Annotated in this window: 20 protein-coding genes; 8 read left to right on the top strand and 12 right to left on the bottom strand. The window is 62.0% G+C overall.

What is annotated here, in order from left to right:
* Positions 1 to 111: 111 nt before the first annotated feature.
* The 5 genes from B0E55_RS22605 to B0E55_RS22585 are packed head-to-tail and all read right to left on the bottom strand — an operon-like array spanning position 112 to position 4,021.
* Entirely contained in the window at positions 112 to 564 is a 453-nt protein-coding gene (locus B0E55_RS22605) for a flavodoxin family protein (RefSeq protein ID WP_003942217.1), read from the bottom strand.
* A 47-nt stretch (positions 565 to 611) separates the two neighbouring features.
* The gene (locus B0E55_RS22600; protein ID WP_080910506.1) at positions 612 to 1,259 is read right to left on the bottom strand and encodes an isochorismatase family protein; all 648 of its coding nucleotides are present in this window, start codon (positions 1,257 to 1,259) and stop codon (positions 612 to 614) included.
* A 37-nt stretch (positions 1,260 to 1,296) separates the two neighbouring features.
* Positions 1,297 to 2,961 carry a (2,3-dihydroxybenzoyl)adenylate synthase gene (locus tag B0E55_RS22595; RefSeq protein ID WP_080910505.1) on the bottom strand — a complete coding sequence of 555 codons (1,665 nt, stop codon included), beginning with the start codon at positions 2,959 to 2,961 and terminating at the stop codon, positions 1,297 to 1,299.
* A gap of 41 nt (positions 2,962 to 3,002) precedes the next feature.
* On the bottom strand, positions 3,003 to 3,803 hold the full coding sequence (locus B0E55_RS22590) for a 2,3-dihydro-2,3-dihydroxybenzoate dehydrogenase (RefSeq protein ID WP_080910504.1): 801 nt from the start codon (positions 3,801 to 3,803) through the stop codon (positions 3,003 to 3,005).
* Positions 3,791 to 4,021, bottom strand: coding sequence for a phosphopantetheine-binding protein (locus B0E55_RS22585; protein ID WP_003942230.1), 231 nt, complete (start codon positions 4,019 to 4,021; stop codon positions 3,791 to 3,793). Before B0E55_RS22585 ends, B0E55_RS22590 begins: the two co-directional genes overlap by 13 nt.
* A 201-nt stretch (positions 4,022 to 4,222) precedes the next feature.
* On the opposite strand from B0E55_RS22585, the gene B0E55_RS22580 reads away from it, so the two are divergent.
* Positions 4,223 to 5,380, top strand: coding sequence for an isochorismate synthase (locus tag B0E55_RS22580; RefSeq protein WP_041814965.1), 1,158 nt, complete (start codon positions 4,223 to 4,225; stop codon positions 5,378 to 5,380).
* A gap of 7 nt (positions 5,381 to 5,387) precedes the next feature.
* Here B0E55_RS22580 and B0E55_RS22575 read toward each other — a convergent pair whose 3' ends face one another.
* Positions 5,388 to 5,786: a DUF1801 domain-containing protein gene (locus B0E55_RS22575; protein WP_020907486.1), complete on the bottom strand. Its 399-nt coding sequence runs from the start codon at positions 5,784 to 5,786 to the stop codon at positions 5,388 to 5,390.
* A gap of 202 nt (positions 5,787 to 5,988) precedes the next feature.
* Between B0E55_RS22575 and B0E55_RS22570 the strand changes: the two genes are divergently transcribed.
* Together B0E55_RS22570 and B0E55_RS22565 are read left to right on the top strand one after the other, a co-directional pair.
* Positions 5,989 to 6,936 carry a hypothetical protein gene (locus tag B0E55_RS22570; protein WP_241896125.1) on the top strand — a complete coding sequence of 316 codons (948 nt, stop codon included), beginning with the start codon at positions 5,989 to 5,991 and terminating at the stop codon, positions 6,934 to 6,936.
* A 47-nt stretch (positions 6,937 to 6,983) separates the two neighbouring features.
* Positions 6,984 to 7,640: a DUF3105 domain-containing protein gene (locus B0E55_RS22565; protein WP_019748146.1), complete on the top strand. Its 657-nt coding sequence runs from the start codon at positions 6,984 to 6,986 to the stop codon at positions 7,638 to 7,640.
* Positions 7,641 to 7,675: 35 nt separating this feature from the next.
* On the opposite strand, the gene B0E55_RS22560 is transcribed toward B0E55_RS22565, so the two are convergent.
* Together B0E55_RS22560 and dapB are read right to left on the bottom strand one after the other, a co-directional pair.
* Positions 7,676 to 8,140, bottom strand: a complete 465-nt coding sequence (locus B0E55_RS22560; RefSeq protein WP_020907483.1) for a hypothetical protein — start codon at positions 8,138 to 8,140, stop codon at positions 7,676 to 7,678.
* Entirely contained in the window at positions 8,137 to 8,901 is a 765-nt protein-coding gene (gene dapB / locus B0E55_RS22555) for a 4-hydroxy-tetrahydrodipicolinate reductase (RefSeq protein WP_019748144.1), read from the bottom strand. The genes B0E55_RS22560 and dapB overlap by 4 nt, the downstream gene beginning before the upstream one ends.
* Positions 8,902 to 9,003: 102 nt before the next feature.
* Here dapB and B0E55_RS22550 point away from each other — a divergent pair, with 102 nt between their 5' ends.
* Positions 9,004 to 11,043 (top strand): ATP-binding cassette domain-containing protein, encoded by a 2,040-nt coding sequence (locus tag B0E55_RS22550; protein ID WP_080910503.1) that lies wholly within the window; start codon positions 9,004 to 9,006, stop codon positions 11,041 to 11,043.
* On the top strand, positions 11,040 to 11,774 hold the full coding sequence (locus tag B0E55_RS22545) for an energy-coupling factor transporter transmembrane component T family protein (RefSeq protein WP_020907480.1): 735 nt from the start codon (positions 11,040 to 11,042) through the stop codon (positions 11,772 to 11,774). The genes B0E55_RS22550 and B0E55_RS22545 overlap by 4 nt, the downstream gene beginning before the upstream one ends.
* On the opposite strand, the gene B0E55_RS22540 is transcribed toward B0E55_RS22545, so the two are convergent.
* Complete coding sequence (locus B0E55_RS22540; protein WP_021344025.1) at positions 11,740 to 12,396, bottom strand: TetR/AcrR family transcriptional regulator; 657 nt, start codon at positions 12,394 to 12,396, stop codon at positions 11,740 to 11,742. The genes B0E55_RS22545 and B0E55_RS22540 overlap by 35 nt on opposite strands.
* A gap of 225 nt (positions 12,397 to 12,621) precedes the next feature.
* Between B0E55_RS22540 and B0E55_RS22535 the strand changes: the two genes are divergently transcribed.
* A complete protein-coding gene (locus B0E55_RS22535; protein ID WP_029255210.1) occupies positions 12,622 to 13,566 on the top strand; it encodes a metal-dependent hydrolase in 945 nt (314 codons plus the stop codon).
* The gene (locus B0E55_RS22530; protein ID WP_080910502.1) at positions 13,566 to 14,729 is read left to right on the top strand and encodes a DUF7802 domain-containing protein; all 1,164 of its coding nucleotides are present in this window, start codon (positions 13,566 to 13,568) and stop codon (positions 14,727 to 14,729) included. Before B0E55_RS22535 ends, B0E55_RS22530 begins: the two co-directional genes overlap by 1 nt.
* A gap of 62 nt (positions 14,730 to 14,791) precedes the next feature.
* Here B0E55_RS22530 and B0E55_RS22525 read toward each other — a convergent pair whose 3' ends face one another.
* The gene (locus B0E55_RS22525; RefSeq protein ID WP_080910501.1) at positions 14,792 to 15,841 is read right to left on the bottom strand and encodes a lipoate--protein ligase family protein; all 1,050 of its coding nucleotides are present in this window, start codon (positions 15,839 to 15,841) and stop codon (positions 14,792 to 14,794) included.
* Between the two features lie 245 nt (positions 15,842 to 16,086).
* Here B0E55_RS22525 and B0E55_RS31700 point away from each other — a divergent pair, with 245 nt between their 5' ends.
* Entirely contained in the window at positions 16,087 to 16,260 is a 174-nt protein-coding gene (locus B0E55_RS31700; RefSeq protein WP_155404261.1) for a hypothetical protein, read from the top strand.
* A gap of 19 nt (positions 16,261 to 16,279) precedes the next feature.
* Here B0E55_RS31700 and B0E55_RS22520 read toward each other — a convergent pair whose 3' ends face one another.
* Entirely contained in the window at positions 16,280 to 17,110 is an 831-nt protein-coding gene (locus tag B0E55_RS22520) for a MerR family transcriptional regulator (protein WP_241896122.1), read from the bottom strand.
* Between the two features lie 52 nt (positions 17,111 to 17,162).
* Positions 17,163 to 17,669: a glyoxalase/bleomycin resistance/dioxygenase family protein gene (locus B0E55_RS22515; protein ID WP_031331575.1), complete on the bottom strand. Its 507-nt coding sequence runs from the start codon at positions 17,667 to 17,669 to the stop codon at positions 17,163 to 17,165.
* Between the last annotated feature and the right edge of the window lie 143 nt (positions 17,670 to 17,812).

Raw genomic sequence — 17,812 nt, 5'->3', positions numbered from 1 at the left:
TCGCCGGTGACCCGAGAACCGACGGCTCCCGACGCGTTCACCAGAGGACACGAACTTCTACAACCGCTTGCGGGACAGTCTCTTTCGTGAACCGAAACGAGAAAGTGAAGGCTAGTCCATCAGCGTTGCCGCGACGGTTCCGCCCAGTTCATAACAACCATCGCGGACAGATTTGTCCACGCTCACAGTCACTTCGAGCGGATCCGCCACCGCGACCAATCCGAGCCCGGTGGCGAGTTTGCGCACCGAGGACACTGCACCGGCAGTGTCGTTGTTGCCGTGAACCCACAGGCCGTACGGTCGATCCGAAACCGCGCCGAGGCATTGGTAGTACGTGGTGTCGAAGAAGTATTTCAGCGCGCCCGACATGTAACCGAAATTGGCGGTGGTTCCGAAAAGATAGCCGTCAGCAGCGAGGACGTCGGGCACCGTCGCCGCCAACGCCGGCATCACCTTCACCTCGACGCCCTCGATCTCGGGATCGCGAGCCCCGGCCAGGACCGCATCCAACAATTCGTGGGTTGTCGGCGAGGGCGAGTGGTGAACCACCAACAGAGTCTTCACACACCTGACAATACGGCGACGGGTGGCGCACCCGTCGCCGTTCACGCCTACGCCGAAACCGTTTCCGCGCTCATCGCCTTGACCAGGTCGTCGGTTCGGGTGACCGAGGCGCAGCGCCCGGCCGCGTACTCGAGCGCACCGACATGCTCGCCTAGGGAGAAGTCGGCTACCGCGTCGCCCACGAAGAAGATCTGCACGTCTTGCATGAACCCGTCCAAAGCGGTAGTCAGGCAACCGATGTGGGCATAGATTCCGGTGATGATCAGCTGGTCACGCCCACTCTCGCGCAGCCGCTCACGCAGATCCGTCTTGATGAAGGCGCTGTAGCGCCATTTTGTGAGCATCACGTCGTCCGAATGCGGAGCCAACTCGGCGATCACGTCGGTGTGAGCGGGATCTGCCTTCAGACCCGGTCCCCAGAAATCCGACAGCAACGCACGCTCCTCGGGATCCTGATCACCGGGTTGCGCGGTGTAGACGATCGGGATTCCGGCAGCTCGCGCCGACGAACGAAGCCGGTCTATGTTCGGAACCACGGTTTGGAGCGGGTCGACGCTTCGGTCGTACGCGTTCACGAAATATTCCTGCATGTCGTGCAGAAGCAGCACCGCTCGGGAAGGATCGAGAGTCCAGTCGACCCGATTCTGCGGAAACTCGGTGGGCATCTCGTATCGCACTGCTGTGGGTAGCGCCATGATGAATCTCCTCGAAAATGTGGGGGGTGGGAACCGATCAACTCGACAGAGTCTGTGCGGCAATCGATTCGCTGAGAACACGGCGCAAGGCCGCCTTGCTGGTCTTTCCGACGCCGGTGACGGGGAACTCGGTCACGAACTCCACTCGATCCGGAACCTTGTACGCCGCAACGCCTCGGCCTCGTATGTATCGCTTGATCTCGCCGACGGTCGGTGCATCTCCGGAAATCACCAGAACGGCGCAGGTTCGCTCGCCCAGGTACTCGTCGGGAACAGCGACGACGGCCGCATCGTGGACAGCAGGATGCGAGAGCAGGTGGTTCTCGATCTCCTCGGCGGCCACCTTCTCGCCGCCGCGGTTGATCTGGTCCTTTGCGCGGCCCTCGACAATCAGGTGTCCCGTATCGGTGACGCTGACCAGATCGCCGGTGCGATAGAAACCTTCGGCGTCGAAGACCTCGGCATTGTGCGCATCCGCCCGGTAATAGCCACGGATCGTGTACGGCCCCCGAGTCAGTAAGTGCCCCGTGGTTCCGGGCTCGACGAGCGCGCCATCGTCATCGACTACACGAACCTCGTCGTCCGGTGAAATGGGCCGGCCCTGCGTGCTGACGATCAATTCTTGCGTGTCGTCGAGGCGGGTGTAGTTGACCAAACCCTCAGCCATGCCGAACACCTGCTGAAGGGTGCAGCCCAGCTCCGTGGGTACGCGTGCGGCAGCTTCGGCGCTGAACTTCGCTCCGCCGACGCCGAGAACCCGCAAGCTCGACAGGTCGTGATCTGCCTTGCTGGGGGCGGCCATCCAGGCCAATGCGATCGGTGGAACCAGCGACGCGTGCGTGACTCGCTCTGATTCGATCAGACCGAAAGCTGTGGACGGCATGGTGTCCGGCGCCAGAACCACGGTGCCGCCCGCGTGGAAGACACCGAGAATGCCCGGCGAACTCATCGGAAAATTGTGCGCAGCAGGGAGAACCACCAACATGCGCGTCGAATCGTCGACGCCGCAGATCGGGTTGGATGCCCGCACCGAGTAGAGGTAGTCGGCGTGCGTTCGCGGAATCAGCTTCGGAACACCGGTCGTGCCACCGGAAAGCTGAAGAAAGGCGACCGACAACGGATCGACGTCGGCAAGAACGGGAATCTCGTATCCGCGTAGCGAATCGAAACCGACAAACTCTTCGGGGTCGCCGGCCACGATCACCACAGGCGGAGTCTCGAGGCCTTCGTTCACCTCACGCGCCAGTGCGCGGTAGTCGAACCCGCCATGACGGTCGGCGACGATATAGGCAGCGACATCAGCGAACTGGCAGAAGTATCCGATTTCGGTTCGGCGATGCGCTGGCAACCCGAATACCGGCAGGGCGCCGAGCTTCAACACACCGAACAATGCTTCGACGTATTCCACGATGTTCGGTAGCTGCAGAAGCACACGGTCACCGGCGCGAACACCCAACCCGGACAGGCCTCCGGCCACTGCCGAGCTGCGACGATCGAGGTCGCAATACGTCAGCCGTGTTTGTGCCCCGGTGGCATCGCTGCCTACCACCGCTTCGTTGTCGGGATGCCGTGCGGCCGCGACCGTGATGAATCCGGCCAGCGTCTCGTCAGTCCAGTAGCCTCGTTCCCGATAATGCGTCACCAATTCGGGTGGATACTGTGCGACGGGCGCCAAGGGCTCGCGAGCGATCCTCGATGTCATGCAAGTGACTCCTCTTCGAAAGTACTGTCAGCAAATACATCTCACGCTTTTAGCGTCGCTCCGCCGTCGACGTACAGCGCCTGCATTGTGATGTGGGCCGCCCGGTCGGACAGCAGGAAGTGCACCGAGTCCGCGATATCGTCTGCGGTGGCAAGTTTTCCGAGCGGAATGCCCAGGCGATAGCCCGCCAGATTGCCCTCGATGACCGCATCGGCACCCGAATCGTCGGAAGGGTCCGACCACAAAGACCGCTGCATCGCTGTGTCTGTGGAACCCGGAGCGACAACGTTGACGCGAATCCCGTCGACAGCCAACTCCAGGCCCGCGGTTCGAACCAACATGGTGGCAGCAGCTTTGGACGAACCGTAAGCACCCATCCCGATACGTGGGACACCGGCCGCGTTGGACGAGACCACCACGATCGACCCGGCCCGCCGGCGACGCATTTCCAGTCCCACACTTTGCAGAACGTTGAGCAATCCGAATACGTTGACGCCGAATATCTTCCGCCACTGGTCTGGATCGGAGTCAAGCACCGATCCGGTGTCCAGAATTCCGGCGACGTGCGCGAGCGCGTCGATCCGGCCGAACGTATCCATCGTGGAGGCCACTGCAGCGTCGACTGCCTGCCGATCGGTCACGTCCACGACGTGACTCTCGATATCGGCGCCTTCGACGATTGTTTCTGCCAATTCCGCAGTTACTCGCTTCAATTCGACGTCGTCGCGATCGAGCAACGCCAGCGAATACCCGTCGCGCGCAAGCGTACGGGCTACTGCGGCGCCGATCCCCGCAGCAGCACCGGTGACCACGGCGATTCGGCGCTCGCTCACTGCGGGCACAGGACCTGAACCCAGGCATTGATCGTGGGCTCTTCTGCCAACTCCGCGAAGTCGGCATCCGCGCCCGCTCCCCGCCACCGTTCGACGAGCGTCATCAAGCGAACCGAGTCAAGGCCTTCGTCACCCAGGTCCGCGTCGTCGCCGAGTTGTTCTGCCCTCATCGACAGAACCTCGGCGACGTCGCGCACGATCTGGTCACGGTCCACGGTGTTGCTCATCGGTCTCCTCGAGTAGTGGTCGACGCGCTCAGATCGAGCCAACCCACCCCTCGTGTCGACCCCGTCCGCACGCCTTTACTTTAGGCCAGCCTAACCATAACGGTACGGAAGTACACAACCCGGATGCTCAGGACACAAATTCACCCAAACTAAGGCTAGCCTCAACATAGCAAGTAATCCTGTCGAACTGGAAGGGTGTCCATGTCAGCACTCGCCGAAGTCTCCGAATTCCCGTTGCGCAACAACCGGACTGACGATGAAACGGACTCCGTTTTCCTGCTCTCACGTAGGCAAACGTCGATCCGTACTTCGGGAGTAGTCGAAGAATTCGACTCGGCCTTCGACGCCGCTGAAGCCCTCAAAACGGGGCGCATCGACTCGGTCGTCGGAGCCCTGCCGTTCTCACCGGAGACGGCGTCCGCCCTCACCGCGCCACTGAGGTTCACACGAGTCCGCGGTGATCTATATCACTCGAACGTACCGGCGCTACCCACTTCGCGGGTAGCCGGATTCGAACCCAGCGCGCAGATCCACACCGACAGAGTCCGCGGCGCCATCGAACGTCTTCGAGCAGGCGAACTCGACAAAGTTGTCCTCGCACGCTCCCTGACCATCGAGGCCGAGTCCACAATCTTGCCCGCCGCTCTGGCCGAGAAACTGATTGCACTCGATCACGCGCACAACGGTTTCTGCGTCGACTTGTCCCCCGCCGGAGGAAAGTACCGCGGGCGTTCGCTGGTCGGCTCGACGCCCGAGGTTCTGATCGAACGGCGAGGCGACGTCGTCACCTGCCACCCGTTGGCGGGCTCGATTGCACGGCACCCGAATTCGGATCAGGACGAGGCGAATGCCGAGCAACTCCGCGCGTCGACCAAAGATCTCGCCGAACACGCGTTTGTCGTCGACTCCATCAGCGCGATACTCGGACCACTGTGCACATCATTCAATGCACCCAGCGCACCGGAACTCCTTCGGACACCGCAACTGTGGCACCTCGGGACCAAGATCGAAGGTGTCCTGGCCGATCCGAGCCTGACCTCGCTCGAGCTGGCAATGGCGCTGCACCCGACCCCCGCCATCTGCGGAACACCGACGGGCGCCGCACGCGAGCACATCACCGCGACCGAAGGGGACCGCGGGTTCTACGCCGGTGCCGTGGGCTGGTGCGACCGAACCGGAGACGGCGAGTGGATGGTGGCTATTCGTTGCGCCGAGATTGCAGCAGACGGCCTCTCGGCGCGGGCGTACGCAGGCGGCGGAATCGTCGCTTCCTCCGATCCGGAAATCGAGCTGAGAGAGACCAGTACAAAATTCCGCACGTTACTCAGTGCGTTCGACCTCGCTGAACATCAGCTCTGACCAGGCATCACTTCTTCGAGGTGTTCAGGGCAATCGCGGCATGAACGAGTGCCTTGAACGCCTTTTCGTCGACGGCTTCACCCTCGTGAAAGTCGATCGCCCGTCTCGTATTGCCCTCGAGGCTGGAGTTGAAGAGACCTGAGGCGTCGTCGAGTGATGCGCCTTTGGCAAAAGTTACCTTCACTGCACTCTTGTAAGTCTCACCGGTACAGATCATTCCGGCGTGGTACCACACGGGAACTCCTCGCCACTTCCATTCCTCCACCACATCCGGATCCACCTCTTTGATCAGAGTTCGTATCCGGGAGAGCATCTCGCCCCGCCAGTCTCCGAGTTCCTCGATTCGCTGGTCGATCAACTGAGACGGGGAATCTGCGCCTTGCTTTTCGGAATCACGCTTCGCCATCGCTTCGTCACTTCCTGCTCGTTGCCGCCGATCTCCGGTGAGTCGAGTATCCCCTCCTGCACCAACATTCACTCAGCGAATCACTGACGCATCACGACGTCTCGGCAAGCGCGATTTCTTGGAATTCGGACAAAGTGAGACGGACGTCCAGTATTCTCTGGGTACTAAGTCCCGATTCTTCGGCCTGGAGGACTGCATCGTGATGTGGAATCGCCCGCTCGCCCATTCAGTCGCTGCGGCTGCCGGATCGGTTCTTCTCGCCGCCGCAGTCGTCGGCGTTCACACTGTTCCGGCGGCGGCGCAACAGGCCCCGCGCGTCTTCGACGTACTGTGCACACCCACCGATGAAGGCCTTTCCGAGCTGTCCGGACTCACCGTCACCGCGGCCGGGATATACGCAATCGGCGACAGCGGCTCCGATGATCGAGTCGCCGAACTCGATTCGAACTGCCACGTTCAGCGCTGGATCAGCGTGGGCACCCCTCGTGTCGATGTCGAGGATCTCTCATCGACTCCAGACGGCCACCTGTGGCTGGCAGACATCGGCGACAACAACGCGGTACGAACGTCGATCGGGCTGATCGAACTCGATCCGACTTCAGGTGCCGCGACCTCCTACCCCCTGGTTTATCCGGACGGGGCGCACGATGCCGAGACACTGCTGATCCAGAGCGACGGGCTTCCCGTCATCGTCACCAAGGATTACCTGGGCGCAAGCGTGGTCTACACAACCGCTGAACGACAGCAGGTTCAGGATCTGAGTACGGCGTCGCCGACCATGTTGGCCAAGGTAGGTCAGCTCAGATTTACTCCCACCCTCACTTCCGGTGGACCGGTCCCCCATGCCGGAACGATGGCTGTCACCGGAGGCGCCGTGAGCAAAGACGGCACGGTGGTAGCGCTGCGCAACTACACCGATGTCTACCTCTACACAGCTCCCGACGGCGATGTCGCGAAAGCCTTGACCACCAATCCTATTCGTGTGCCCCTTCCCGACGAGCCACAAGGTGAAGCGATCGCGTTCGACGCGGCCGGTGATCTGATCAGTGGCTCCGAGGCATACCAAGGGCCGCTGCCTCCGCTCCGAATTCTTCGAGGCGCCAGTGACATCGCGCGCTCGGGCGGAACCACAAGCTCTCTCGGGTCGTAGTCGATTCACGTCTCGGGAAAGCGGACAGGCGCCGCTATCATGGCCGAGTGAACAAACAACTTCGAGCAACAGTGGCGATCTCGACAGTTCTCGCGCTGGCTTCGTGCGCGAATTCTCTCGAAGGAACACCTCGACCGGATGCGTTTGTTCCGAGCGTCGACAATCCGGATCCGTCCGAATCCATCGACGGAGTTGTCACGGTCGACTACCCGGCAGCTCAACACGTACGGCCGAACGAACGTGTGGCGTACACACATTCACCGCCCTTCGGTGGTCGCCATGATTCGGTCTGGGCAAACTGCACCGGAGTTGTCTACCCGCAAGCCATTCGAACCGAGAATGCGGTCCATTCCCTCGAGCACGGGGCAGTGTGGATCACGTACAACCCCGACCTGGTCTCGAGTGAGGATCAGGCGCGCTTGGCACAGCGAGTCGAAGGCATGAGCTACACCTTGATGTCGCCGTATCCGACCCTGGATTCGCCTATCTCGCTGCAGTCCTGGGGCCGTCAACTCAAACTCGACAACGCTGAGGACGCTCGCATCGATCAATTCGTCTCGGCGCTACGAGTCAACCCGAACACGTATCCCGAAGTGGGCGCGACGTGTTCGGTGCCGATGACTAGCTTCGACCCGAACAACCCGCCGCCATTCGACCCCACCACTCCGGATCCGTCTTCTCCCGCAACAGTTCCGGAGCGGTAGCATCCCAGCAGACCCCTGTTCACAGCAGGGAGAAACTACTTACCTCGCGACCGACGTTCCAGTTCCACTGCGCGGCGCATGGTTTCCCGTGCCCGGCTTCGGTCACCGGCATAGTCGTAGGCGCGAGCGAGTCGGAAGTTCTGCTTCCAGTTGTCCGGGTCTGCTTCCCAGTCGACCTTGATCTGAGCGAACAACTCGTCGGCGGCCGCCCGCTCGATCCGGCCCGAAGGCAATTTCGGAAGTGAAGACGCATCGACAGCGAGGCCCTCGTCGTGAATCTGCTGCGCGAGGCGTTGGTGTGTGAAGCCGGCACGAAGGGTGGCGATGACGAGCCACAGCCCCAGGAACGGCAGGATCAGCACGCCGATCCCGAGACCGATCGCGGCGCCGCCTCCGTCTTGGATGAGCTGGATTCCGCGCTGGCCGAGCAACACGAAGTACACCGCGAGCGCGATACAGATCGCAACGATCAGCGCGAGGGTGCGGGTGGTCTTGTTCATAGATCGAGGAAGGAATCGATACCGACCGTCAGGCCCGGACGTGACCCGATCTGGCGGACACCGAGCAGAACGCCCGGCGCGAACGAATTCCGGTCGATCGAGTCGTGGCGAATGGTCAGCGTCTCGCCCTGAGTTCCGAGAATCACTTCCTGATGCGCGACCAGTCCGGCCATCCGCACGGAGTGAACCCGGACTCCGTCGACGTCGGCTCCACGCGCACCCTCGAGCTCGGTCGTGGTGGCGTCAGGGCTGCGTCCGACGCCTGCTTCCGCGCGAGCTTCGGCGATCATGGCGGCCGTTCGGTATGCGGTGCCCGAGGGAGCATCTGCCTTGTTGGGGTGGTGAAGTTCGATGACCTCGACGGAATCGAAGAAGCGCGCCGCGGCAGCCGAGAAGCGCATCAACAACACAGCACCGATGGCGAAGTTCGGGGCGATCAGAACACCCGTTGCAGGCTGCTCGTCGAGCCAGGACTGCACAGTCGCCAGCCTGGACTCGTCGAAACCGGTGGTGCCGATCACGGCGTGAATTCCGTTGGCCACGAGGAATTCCAGATTTCCCATGACGACGTCGGGGTGCGTGAAATCGACGACTACCTGAGTGCGGGTGTCGACGAACGTCTCGATGCGATCACCGGTATCGACCTGAGCGACAAGTTCCAGATCGGGAGCAGCTTCCACTGCCTCGCAGATCGCTCGACCGACCTTGCCCTTGGCTCCCAGAACCCCGACCCTGATGGGTGCTGCACTCACGTCTTCCACGCTCCGTCCGATGCATTGTTTGAGGTGAAGCCTACGCAATCGTGCCGATGCGCTCACCATCAGTCGGGCAGGAGTTATGTCACCACTGGCACACTGGACGTAGTGAGCAACCGTCCGCAAGTCCGCGAAACCGGCAACCTTCGACCACTCGAGTTGGCAACGGGTGCCGTCATGGCCGGATTCACGGTCGCGTTGTCCGTCATTGCCACGGTCATCCCCATGGCCAGCGCCCTCAACCTCGTGGCCGCCGTTCCGATGGGAATTGTTGCCCAGCGCTTTCGAGTCCGCGCCGTGATGACGGCCGGCGTCTCGGCTACTGCGGTCGCTTTCGTCGCAGCGGGTTCGGGATCTGCGGCGGCGGTCGCGCTGAGCGCTCTCCTCGGCGGAATCATCGGTACGGTCAAGCGGCGCGGTCTCGGCTTCATCTCCGCGTTGCTGTCGTCGCTTGTCATCGGACCCGCGCTGGCGTTGTTCTCCATAGTCCTGTTGCTTGTTCTCGCGCCCCTGCGCACCTTGTTGTTGACCTCGCTGGAGAACACCGCGCTGGGCGTGGCCGCAATCTTGAAGCGTGCCCCGACGCTGGTCGGCGCAGCCGAATGGATCGAGAACAGCATCGGCTCGATCATCGACTACTGGTGGTTGTGGATCGGCCTGTCGATCAGCTCCGGAATCGTCCTCAGCACCGTCGTCTCCTATTTTGTCCTCGGTGCCGTCCTCGATCGATTGGCCGCACTCCCCTCGGCCGACCCGCTCCAGACAGCTCCCGACGACCGTCCGATCGACCCGCTACCGGTCACTTTCGATCACGTGGGCTTCACCTATCCGAGTGCATCGACGCCGGCGCTCGTCGACGTCAACTTCACGGTCCGACGAGGAGAGTTCGTCACCGTCGTCGGCCACAACGGCTCGGGCAAGTCCACACTCACCCGGTTGCTCGCCGGTCGCGCACCGACCGTCGGGACCCTGACGAGGCCCGGGTCCGCCGGTCTCGGTCGACACGGCGGAACCGCCGTCGTCCTCCAACGTCCCGAGAGCCAGATCCTCGGAACCCGCGTCGCCGATGACGTCGTCTGGGGGCTTCCGCCCGAGTCGCATCCCGACGTCGATGCACTGCTGGCCGAGGTGGGACTCGCGGGCATGGGCATGCGCGAGACCTCAGGGCTGTCCGGCGGCGAGATGCAACGTCTGGCGGTTGCTGCCGCTCTGGCTCGTCGCCCCGCTCTGCTGATCGCGGACGAAGCCACCGCGATGGTCGATCAGGCCGGCCGGGAGGAATTGGTCTCGCTCCTCGCCGAACTGCCCCAGCGCCATCCGATGGCCGTGGTGCTGGTCACCCATCACCACGCCGACACCCGCAACGCAGATCGGGTGATTCAACTACAACGCGGACGGCAGATCGATCACCAACCCGGTTGGATGACGTCGACGTTCGCGGGTCCGCCGTCTGCGCCGTGGCCGGCCGGCACTCGAACTGTCCTCCAACTCACCGATGTCACCCACACCTACAACGACCGGACTCCGTGGTCGCGGCGCGCACTCTCGGACGTGAATCTGACCATCGGAGACGGGGACGGGCTACTGGTCCTGGGCGGCAACGGTTCCGGTAAATCGACCCTGGCCTGGATCATGGCGGGCTTGATCGCACCGAGCCGGGGAACCGCGGTCTTCGACGGCAAACCCGTCTCGCGTCAGCTCGGCACTGTCGGTCTGACGTTCCAACACTCGAGGCTGCAGCTGCAACGCCGAACCGTCGCCGAAGACATCGAGGCCGCCGGCGGTCCGGAGATCGGATCGGTGCAAGTCTCCTGGGCGCTCGACGCCGTCGGACTCGACCGTCACATCGCCGGCCGCAGTATCGACGAGTTGAGCGGCGGACAGATGCGACGCGTCGTACTGGCCGGTCTCCTCGTCCGCCAACCCCGAGTACTCATCCTCGACGAACCATTGGCCGGGCTCGATCCACCCGGCCGACACGAAATCCTGAACGTACTCAGGTGGATTCGTCGGAACGGAACCGCAGTAGTCGTCATCTCCCACGATGTCGACGGCATGGATGCCGTCTGCAGCAGAACAATTCGACTGTCGCAGGGTCGCATCCTCGACCCTGCCGCCAGCAGTGCCTTGGAAGGATCGACGACGTGACAACACTTCTGCGCGAAGTCCCGACTTCATCGCCGATCCACCGATTGTGGGCCGGAACGAAGATCGTTGCCGTCGTTCTCGTCAGCATCGTGGTCGTGGCCGCGCCGTCCTGGCCGGCGATCGGCGTCGTACTGGGATTGTTGTTGCTGACCGCGGTGATCGGACGTATCCCCCCGACTGCAGTTCCCCGGCCTCCGTGGTGGTTGTGGGCGCTGATCCTGCTCGGCGCGTTGATCAACCTTCCGATCGGCATCGACGCGGTGTTCATCTACCTGCAAGCTGTGACGTTCGGTCTTGTATTGCTCTGCGTCTCACTGATGTTGGCGTGGACCACGTCGATGAGCGACGTGGCGCCGGCACTGGCAACGCTCGGTAGACCGCTGCGAATATTCAAGATCCCGGTCGACGAGTGGGCCATCGCGACCGCCCTCTGCATTCGTTCACTTCCACTGTTGATCGACGAGATGCTCACCCTGGTAGCGGCGCGACGACTGCGCCCGAAAGCTGTGGTGAACAGCGCGGCCGACAATTCGATAGTCGACCTGATCACCACAACCATGTCCGTGGCAATTCGGCGGTCTGCCGAAATGGGCGAAGCAATCTCCGCTCGCGGGGGCACTGGACTGATTGCGGCGTACCCCAAGCGCCCTCAGCTCGCCGACCTGTTCGCACTGACCGTCGTCATCGCCGCGTGCGTCAGTGCCGTTGCTTTGACGATAGTCCTGCGCTGATCGGGTCATCGCTGACAGAATTTGCCTGGGCGATGATCGCAGAACCCATCCAGCGCCTTAGGTATCGCCGCAGTTCCTCATCGCTCCGCGGTGGGTCGCCAGGCGCGAGGAAAAACGACTGCATCGTCCGCAGGACGTATTCGACCAGTTCCTGAAGTGACGCGTCGTCGTAGCCGTAATGCACCCAGTCCACGTCGAAGCGGTTGATCATCGCCATTCCGAAGGCTTGCGCCTCCTGAGAGGTCAGACCCTCCGGGTGCAGACTCGAATTCGTGCTTGTGAGAAGGATGCCGAGATGCGGTGTTCGGTGGACCTGAGTCAGTGTGTAGAGAACACCCTCGGTCATCGCCTCGACGGGATCTTCGATGCCGCTCACGTGTGTGGTGAGTCGATCGAGGTAGCCGTCGACCGACGCGATCGCCGCTGCCCGCATCAGAGCGTCGGCGCTGGGGAAGTATCGATACACGGTCTGCCGGATCACGCCCAGTGACTCCGCCACGTCGCCGATGCTGATTTCCGAACTCGTCCGTCCGATCAGCTCGACTGCGGCCTCGACAATTCGACGTGACGCATCTTCGTCGTTGTCCGGTGGATTGCCGCCCCACCCACGCCTTCGTGCCACTGCCCACTTCCTCGCTCGAACGAGGCTCGAACCATGTCTTTGCGCTCGAAGTCCAAGAGCCACAGGCTAACACAGGCAGGTTTTGCATCTGCTTTCCCCGAATCCACTCCCGTCATCGAAAGTGAACATACAACTGCACATCAATATGTATGATTACCGCCACACGTGGCTTCGAGTGCCAGAGCGGCCACCTGACCAGCCCCTCCGAAAGACGAGGTTCGACAAGTGACCAACCTTCAGCCCCGAAAGATGGATTTCGGATTCGAGGATCATGACGTTCCCTTCCTGTGGAACCCGGAGAATCCGGCCTGGTCGAGCATGTCCAACGCGGTCTCGTTCCTGGCCATCGGTTTCGAAAAGATGATCGTGAAGATGATCATGCAAACCAAGTCGCGGATCAGTGATCCGGAGGTCGCCGAGGAAGCCGTGGCATTCATGCGTCAAGAAGGCCACCACTCGACCGCCCACCGCCAACATGTGAAAGCTCTGATCAGGCGATACCCCGGACTGCAGAACACACTCGACGCCGTGATCGGTGAATTCGATCTGCTCACCGAGGCGACCTCGTTGAACTACCGGCTCGCGTACACCGCAGATCTGGAGGCGACCTTCACACCGGTGTTCAAACTGATGCTCGACAACGAGGCGACCTTGTTCCGTCCGGGAGACGACCGCGTCGCATCACTGTTCATCTGGCACTTCGTCGAGGAGGTCGAGCATCGCAGCTCGGCACTGATCATCTTCAATTCCGTTGTCGGAAGCGAGCTTTACCGGATGCGAATGGCGCCGTCGATCTTCGCGCACGTCATGAAGGTGATTCGCATCGCCTGTGCAGGGTTCAACCAGCACGTTCCACTCTCCGAACGGCAAGTCGACTCACTGTCGATGTTCGCCATGCACCGCACCAAGCAGAAGATTCTGACGTCGTTTGCGCCCTACCTGACCAAGGGCACCATGCCCCGCGCCTTCGATCACCTACAACTCGGCGAACAACTCGTCGCGCTCGGCGGTGTCTTCCGCAGCCAGATGCCCAATCACAACCCGGACCACGAGAAGCTCCCCGCACTGGCCGACCAGTGGTTCAAGCGTTACGACGACGGCTACGACTGCACACGCTGGTACACCGCTGAATCTCAGGCACAAGAGTCGATCACGTCAGGGGCCAACTGATGGCAGAACACTGCTCCCCCACGTTTGCCCAACTGGCAACAGAACTCGGTTTCTCCTGTCAGGAAGCAGGTGGACTCGTCGAGTTCCGTAACCCGGCGGCCCTCGAGAACTGGACCCTGCCCGTACTCGAATGGACGATCATCGTCGGCTCGGTACTCGCACTGGTCTTGGCGATCGTGCGACTGCGCCGCAACGGCGACCCCACCAACCTGGTCCTTTGGTTCGGCGCCACCGCCTACCTGTTCATCATCGAGCCTCCGCTGTACTTCCCGGCAGCCTTCGGCATCGAAGAACAAGTGGACACGATGTTCGCGCACAACGTGTTCACCGTCGACTTCATGTGGGGTCGACTGCCGCTGTACATCATTGCCATCTACCCGCTCATGGCGACGTTGGCCTTCGAAATAGTCAGAATGCTCGGCGTTTTCCGCAAATACGGTCCACTGCTGGGCGCAGTCTGCGTCGGCTTCGTCCACCATGCGTTCTACGAAATCTTCGATCACCTCGGACCCCAGTTGCGGTGGTGGGAGTGGTCGACGTCGAACCCGATCAACCAACCCATGTTCGACGCGGTTCCACTCCCCAGCGTGGTCGTCTTCGCCGCTCTGTGGCCGATGTCGTTGGCATTCTGCGTCCAGTACTTCGTCGGACGGCATGTCGATGCCGGCAAGCACTTCTCCGGGCTTCAGTTGGTTTGGCGCACCATCGTGATCGGCCTGCTGGCCTCGCTGGGCACGTTCATTCTCCCGCTCCCGGCGACGGTCTTCGGGATGGGCAGTGACACCGTTCGTGGGTTCCTCTATGCGGCAGAACTCGCCGTCCTCACAGTGGTCGCGATCGTGGTTCTCGTCCGCCAGTGGAGAAACCTGCGCTCGGCAGAATCGAACGCTCCTGCACACACCAACAGGTTCGTCCAGATTTACAGCGTGGTGTACCTGGTTGTCATGGCCGTACTGTGGGCGAGTGCGCTTCCGGACTTCTTCGACGCAGTCGAAGGTTCCACCAGCGCTGGAGATCCCATCGGGAACCTGTGGTACACACTGGTGTGCTTCGTCATCGCAATCCTGTGTGTGAGCGCAACTTTCACCATTCCGAAGAGGAACTCCGTCGTCGACGACGACGCTGAACTTCTCGGGGCAAACTCAACGACTCCGGCCAGCTAGGTCGACCGGGGCGAGACCTCTCGGGTCTCGTCCCGGTTTGTCGGTGTCTCGAGACAACGGCGTCACGGGACGCGGTGAGTCCACGCTTCGGTGCTGAACTTCGTGTCCACCAGCTTGCGCGCCTGCTCCAACTCCGAGTCCGTGTAGTCGCCGTCACGGGTGTCGTACTGGCCGCGGAAGTGCTGAGCAAACGACTCCAGGATCGCTGCACGCGTCATTCCGGTTTGAGAACGCAGCGGATCGACCCGCTTGGCTGCGCTCTTGGTTCCCTTGTCCGACATCTTCTCTCGCCCGATTCGCAGCACCTGCGTCATCTTCTCCGCATCGATGTCGTAGGCCATGGTCACGTGATGGAGCACGGTGCCGGACGCGAATCGCTTCTGAGCGGCGCCGGCTATCTTGCCCTTGTCCGAGGCGATGTCGTTGAGCGGCACGTACCGAGCGTTGATACCCACCTCGGCCAGCGCTCCCATCACCCACTGATCGAGAAACGCGTAGGACTGCTCGAAACTCAAACCTTCGACCAACGACGCCGGTACTGCCAACGAGTACGTGATGCAGTTGCCAGGTTCCATGAACATCGCGCCGCCACCGGAGATTCGGCGCACCACGCCGATGCCGTGCCGCGCAGCAGCCTCGGAGTCGACCTCGTTACGCACGGATTGGAACGATCCGATCACGACCAAGGGCGAGTCCCAGTCCCAGAATCGCAGTGTCGGCGGACGCTCACCCGATGCCACCTCACGCGCGATGACCTCGTCCAGCGCGACGTGCATCGCTGGGTCCAGAACCACCGGTGGGATGAGGTCGAACGTGTGATCCGCCCAACTCGTGGCGTGACCGAGTGCGCGCCGGATCGCAATACCGACCGACTGCGGCGTGAAGCCGATCATCGAGACGGACTCGTCGAGCGCACTGGAGATAGCTTGTGCCAACTGTTCTGCATCCGAGTCGGCGGGCATTCCGCGCAACGCCGCGTTGATGTCGTCGAGCGCACTGTCGGGCTCGAGGAAGAAGTCCCCCGAGACTGCGACTTCGGCCAGCCGACCGTCCGCCACCTCGACGTCGACCGCGACCAGTTTTCCACCAGGAACCTTGTACTCTCCACGCATTCGTCCAGCCTATCCCTGTGCGATTCTCTGCGGTGAGCGCCGTCGAAGATCACACCGCGCGCGCAGTGCGCATCGGTTCGGCCGGAAGGGTGATCAGGCTCTCACACCTGTAAACCGCTGTGCGGCTCCATGATCGCGCGGCGAGGAGAGCACGTGTCGGCCCCCGCCTTGACACCTGCTTCTTCCGACAGGCGAGATGATCGCTGGGGTGGGAGGATTACCGCAACGAGCCAACTCTCTGGCGAGTGACAACGGAGGTAGACATGAAGGTCCCGGCGTTCCACTCGACGGAACCTTCGGACCTCGACGTCTATCACGACAACGAAAGTTGCATCTTGGCCGCGCGCATCGCAGTACCCCATCGTGCCCCCGGGGTCGACGGCCGACCGTGGTGCACTGCCTGCGCGTCTTTGGACTGACGAGCGACCACCAGCTCACTCACACCCATGTCGCCGATTCGGGGACAACTCCATGGGCCAGAGCGTTCGCATCGATGACAGCGCGGAGCCACGCGGTCAGACCGGCCTCGACCGTCTCGTAGAACAGCGCGTCGTAGAACTCGGAGAATCCCGGATCGGCCACGTACATCCGTCCCAGACACACCTGCATCGAGTGTGTGCAGTCGAAGTAGACCCCGATCGACGCTCGGTGGCGTTCTGCCAGCGAATTCGCCTCGGCGCTTCCCGGTTCGACACCCGCGCGGCACGCCAACGCCAGATCTTCGTTGAGCGCCTCGACGCAGTCGGTGATCTTCTGCCAATCCTCAGCGGTCCTACCCGCCGACCGTTCCGCGTGCTGCGCCCACTGCGCACTGTCACCCCAACGCTCGTGCGCCTCCGGCCCCCATGACGGCTGCCAGTGTCGGCCGAAGATCGACACCTGCTCGTCTGCCGGCAACAGCACACCGGACTTCCTGGCATCGATGATGCGATCCAAGGACTCGCCCCGTTGCTCCAAGTCGGCAATCCGTTGTCGCAACTCGGCGCGCTGCCCGCGCAGTGTTTCGTCCACGTGGGCTGCCGGCGATTCGAGCAATATCCCGATCTCGTCGAGCGACAAGCCCACGTCGCGGTAGACAAGTACGCGACCAATTCGGCCGAGGTCGGCGTCGGTGTACAGCCGGTAGCCACCGTCACTGCGCCCGGACGGGCACACCAAACCGATTGCTTCCCAATGATGAAGGGTACGTACAGTTATGCCCAGCCGAGATGCGGCAGCACCGACGGTAAGAGCATTGTCTGCCTCGTCTCCGAAGAGTTGATCCGTCACGGCATCCAGTTTGACAGACGCGGCGCGCGAGACCACCGCGTCAGACTTCTGTTCAGTCGTCGGGTCCGTCAATTCCCATACCTCGCAGATGCTCGGCCTCGGCACTGTTCGGGTCGTACGGACGAGCGGCCGTCATGATCACACGCGCGTTCTCCGGTGTCACGATCTCCAACTCCAGTGAATTCCACGGCTTCAGGTCTGGACCGCTGGTGCATCCGGGCCGCAATTCCTCACACGCCTTTGCTATCTGGTCGATCTGACTCAGCACACACGCAAAGCTCACGCTGATGGACGGTGGTGAATCTGCTCGCTCGCCGGGCACGAGCAGAACGTCTTGAAATGCCCAGCGCCGCAGATGCGTCAGTCGATCAGGCACCGAAAAGAGGTCGAAGAAACCGAGCCCGCGGATCCAGAAGTCTGCCGATTCGGCCAGATCCGAAGTCGGAACAGACACGAACATCGGCATACCGTAGAGACCTCGGAACTGTTCCGGAGGCACGGCATCGGTCGCAGGGACAGGGACGGGGCTGATGTCGAATGCAGGGTAGGTGTCGGTCATGAAGTCATCGTGAGCCCTCACGCTACGTCAGGGTCAAATCGTGTGAACTCCGATCAGAAAACACAGTGACCGGAAAACACAGTGATCAGAAATCGAGAAGCACCGAGCCCGCAAGCCTCATAGGTTTGTCGAAACGACGCTCA

The sequence above is a fragment of the Rhodococcus sp. 66b genome, from assembly GCF_002076325.1.
In the GTDB taxonomy this organism is placed as follows: Bacteria; Actinomycetota; Actinomycetes; order Mycobacteriales; family Mycobacteriaceae; genus Rhodococcus_F; species Rhodococcus_F erythropolis.
Note: the sequence above shows the minus strand (reverse complement) of the source record. Positions and strands in the feature narration are given on the sequence as shown.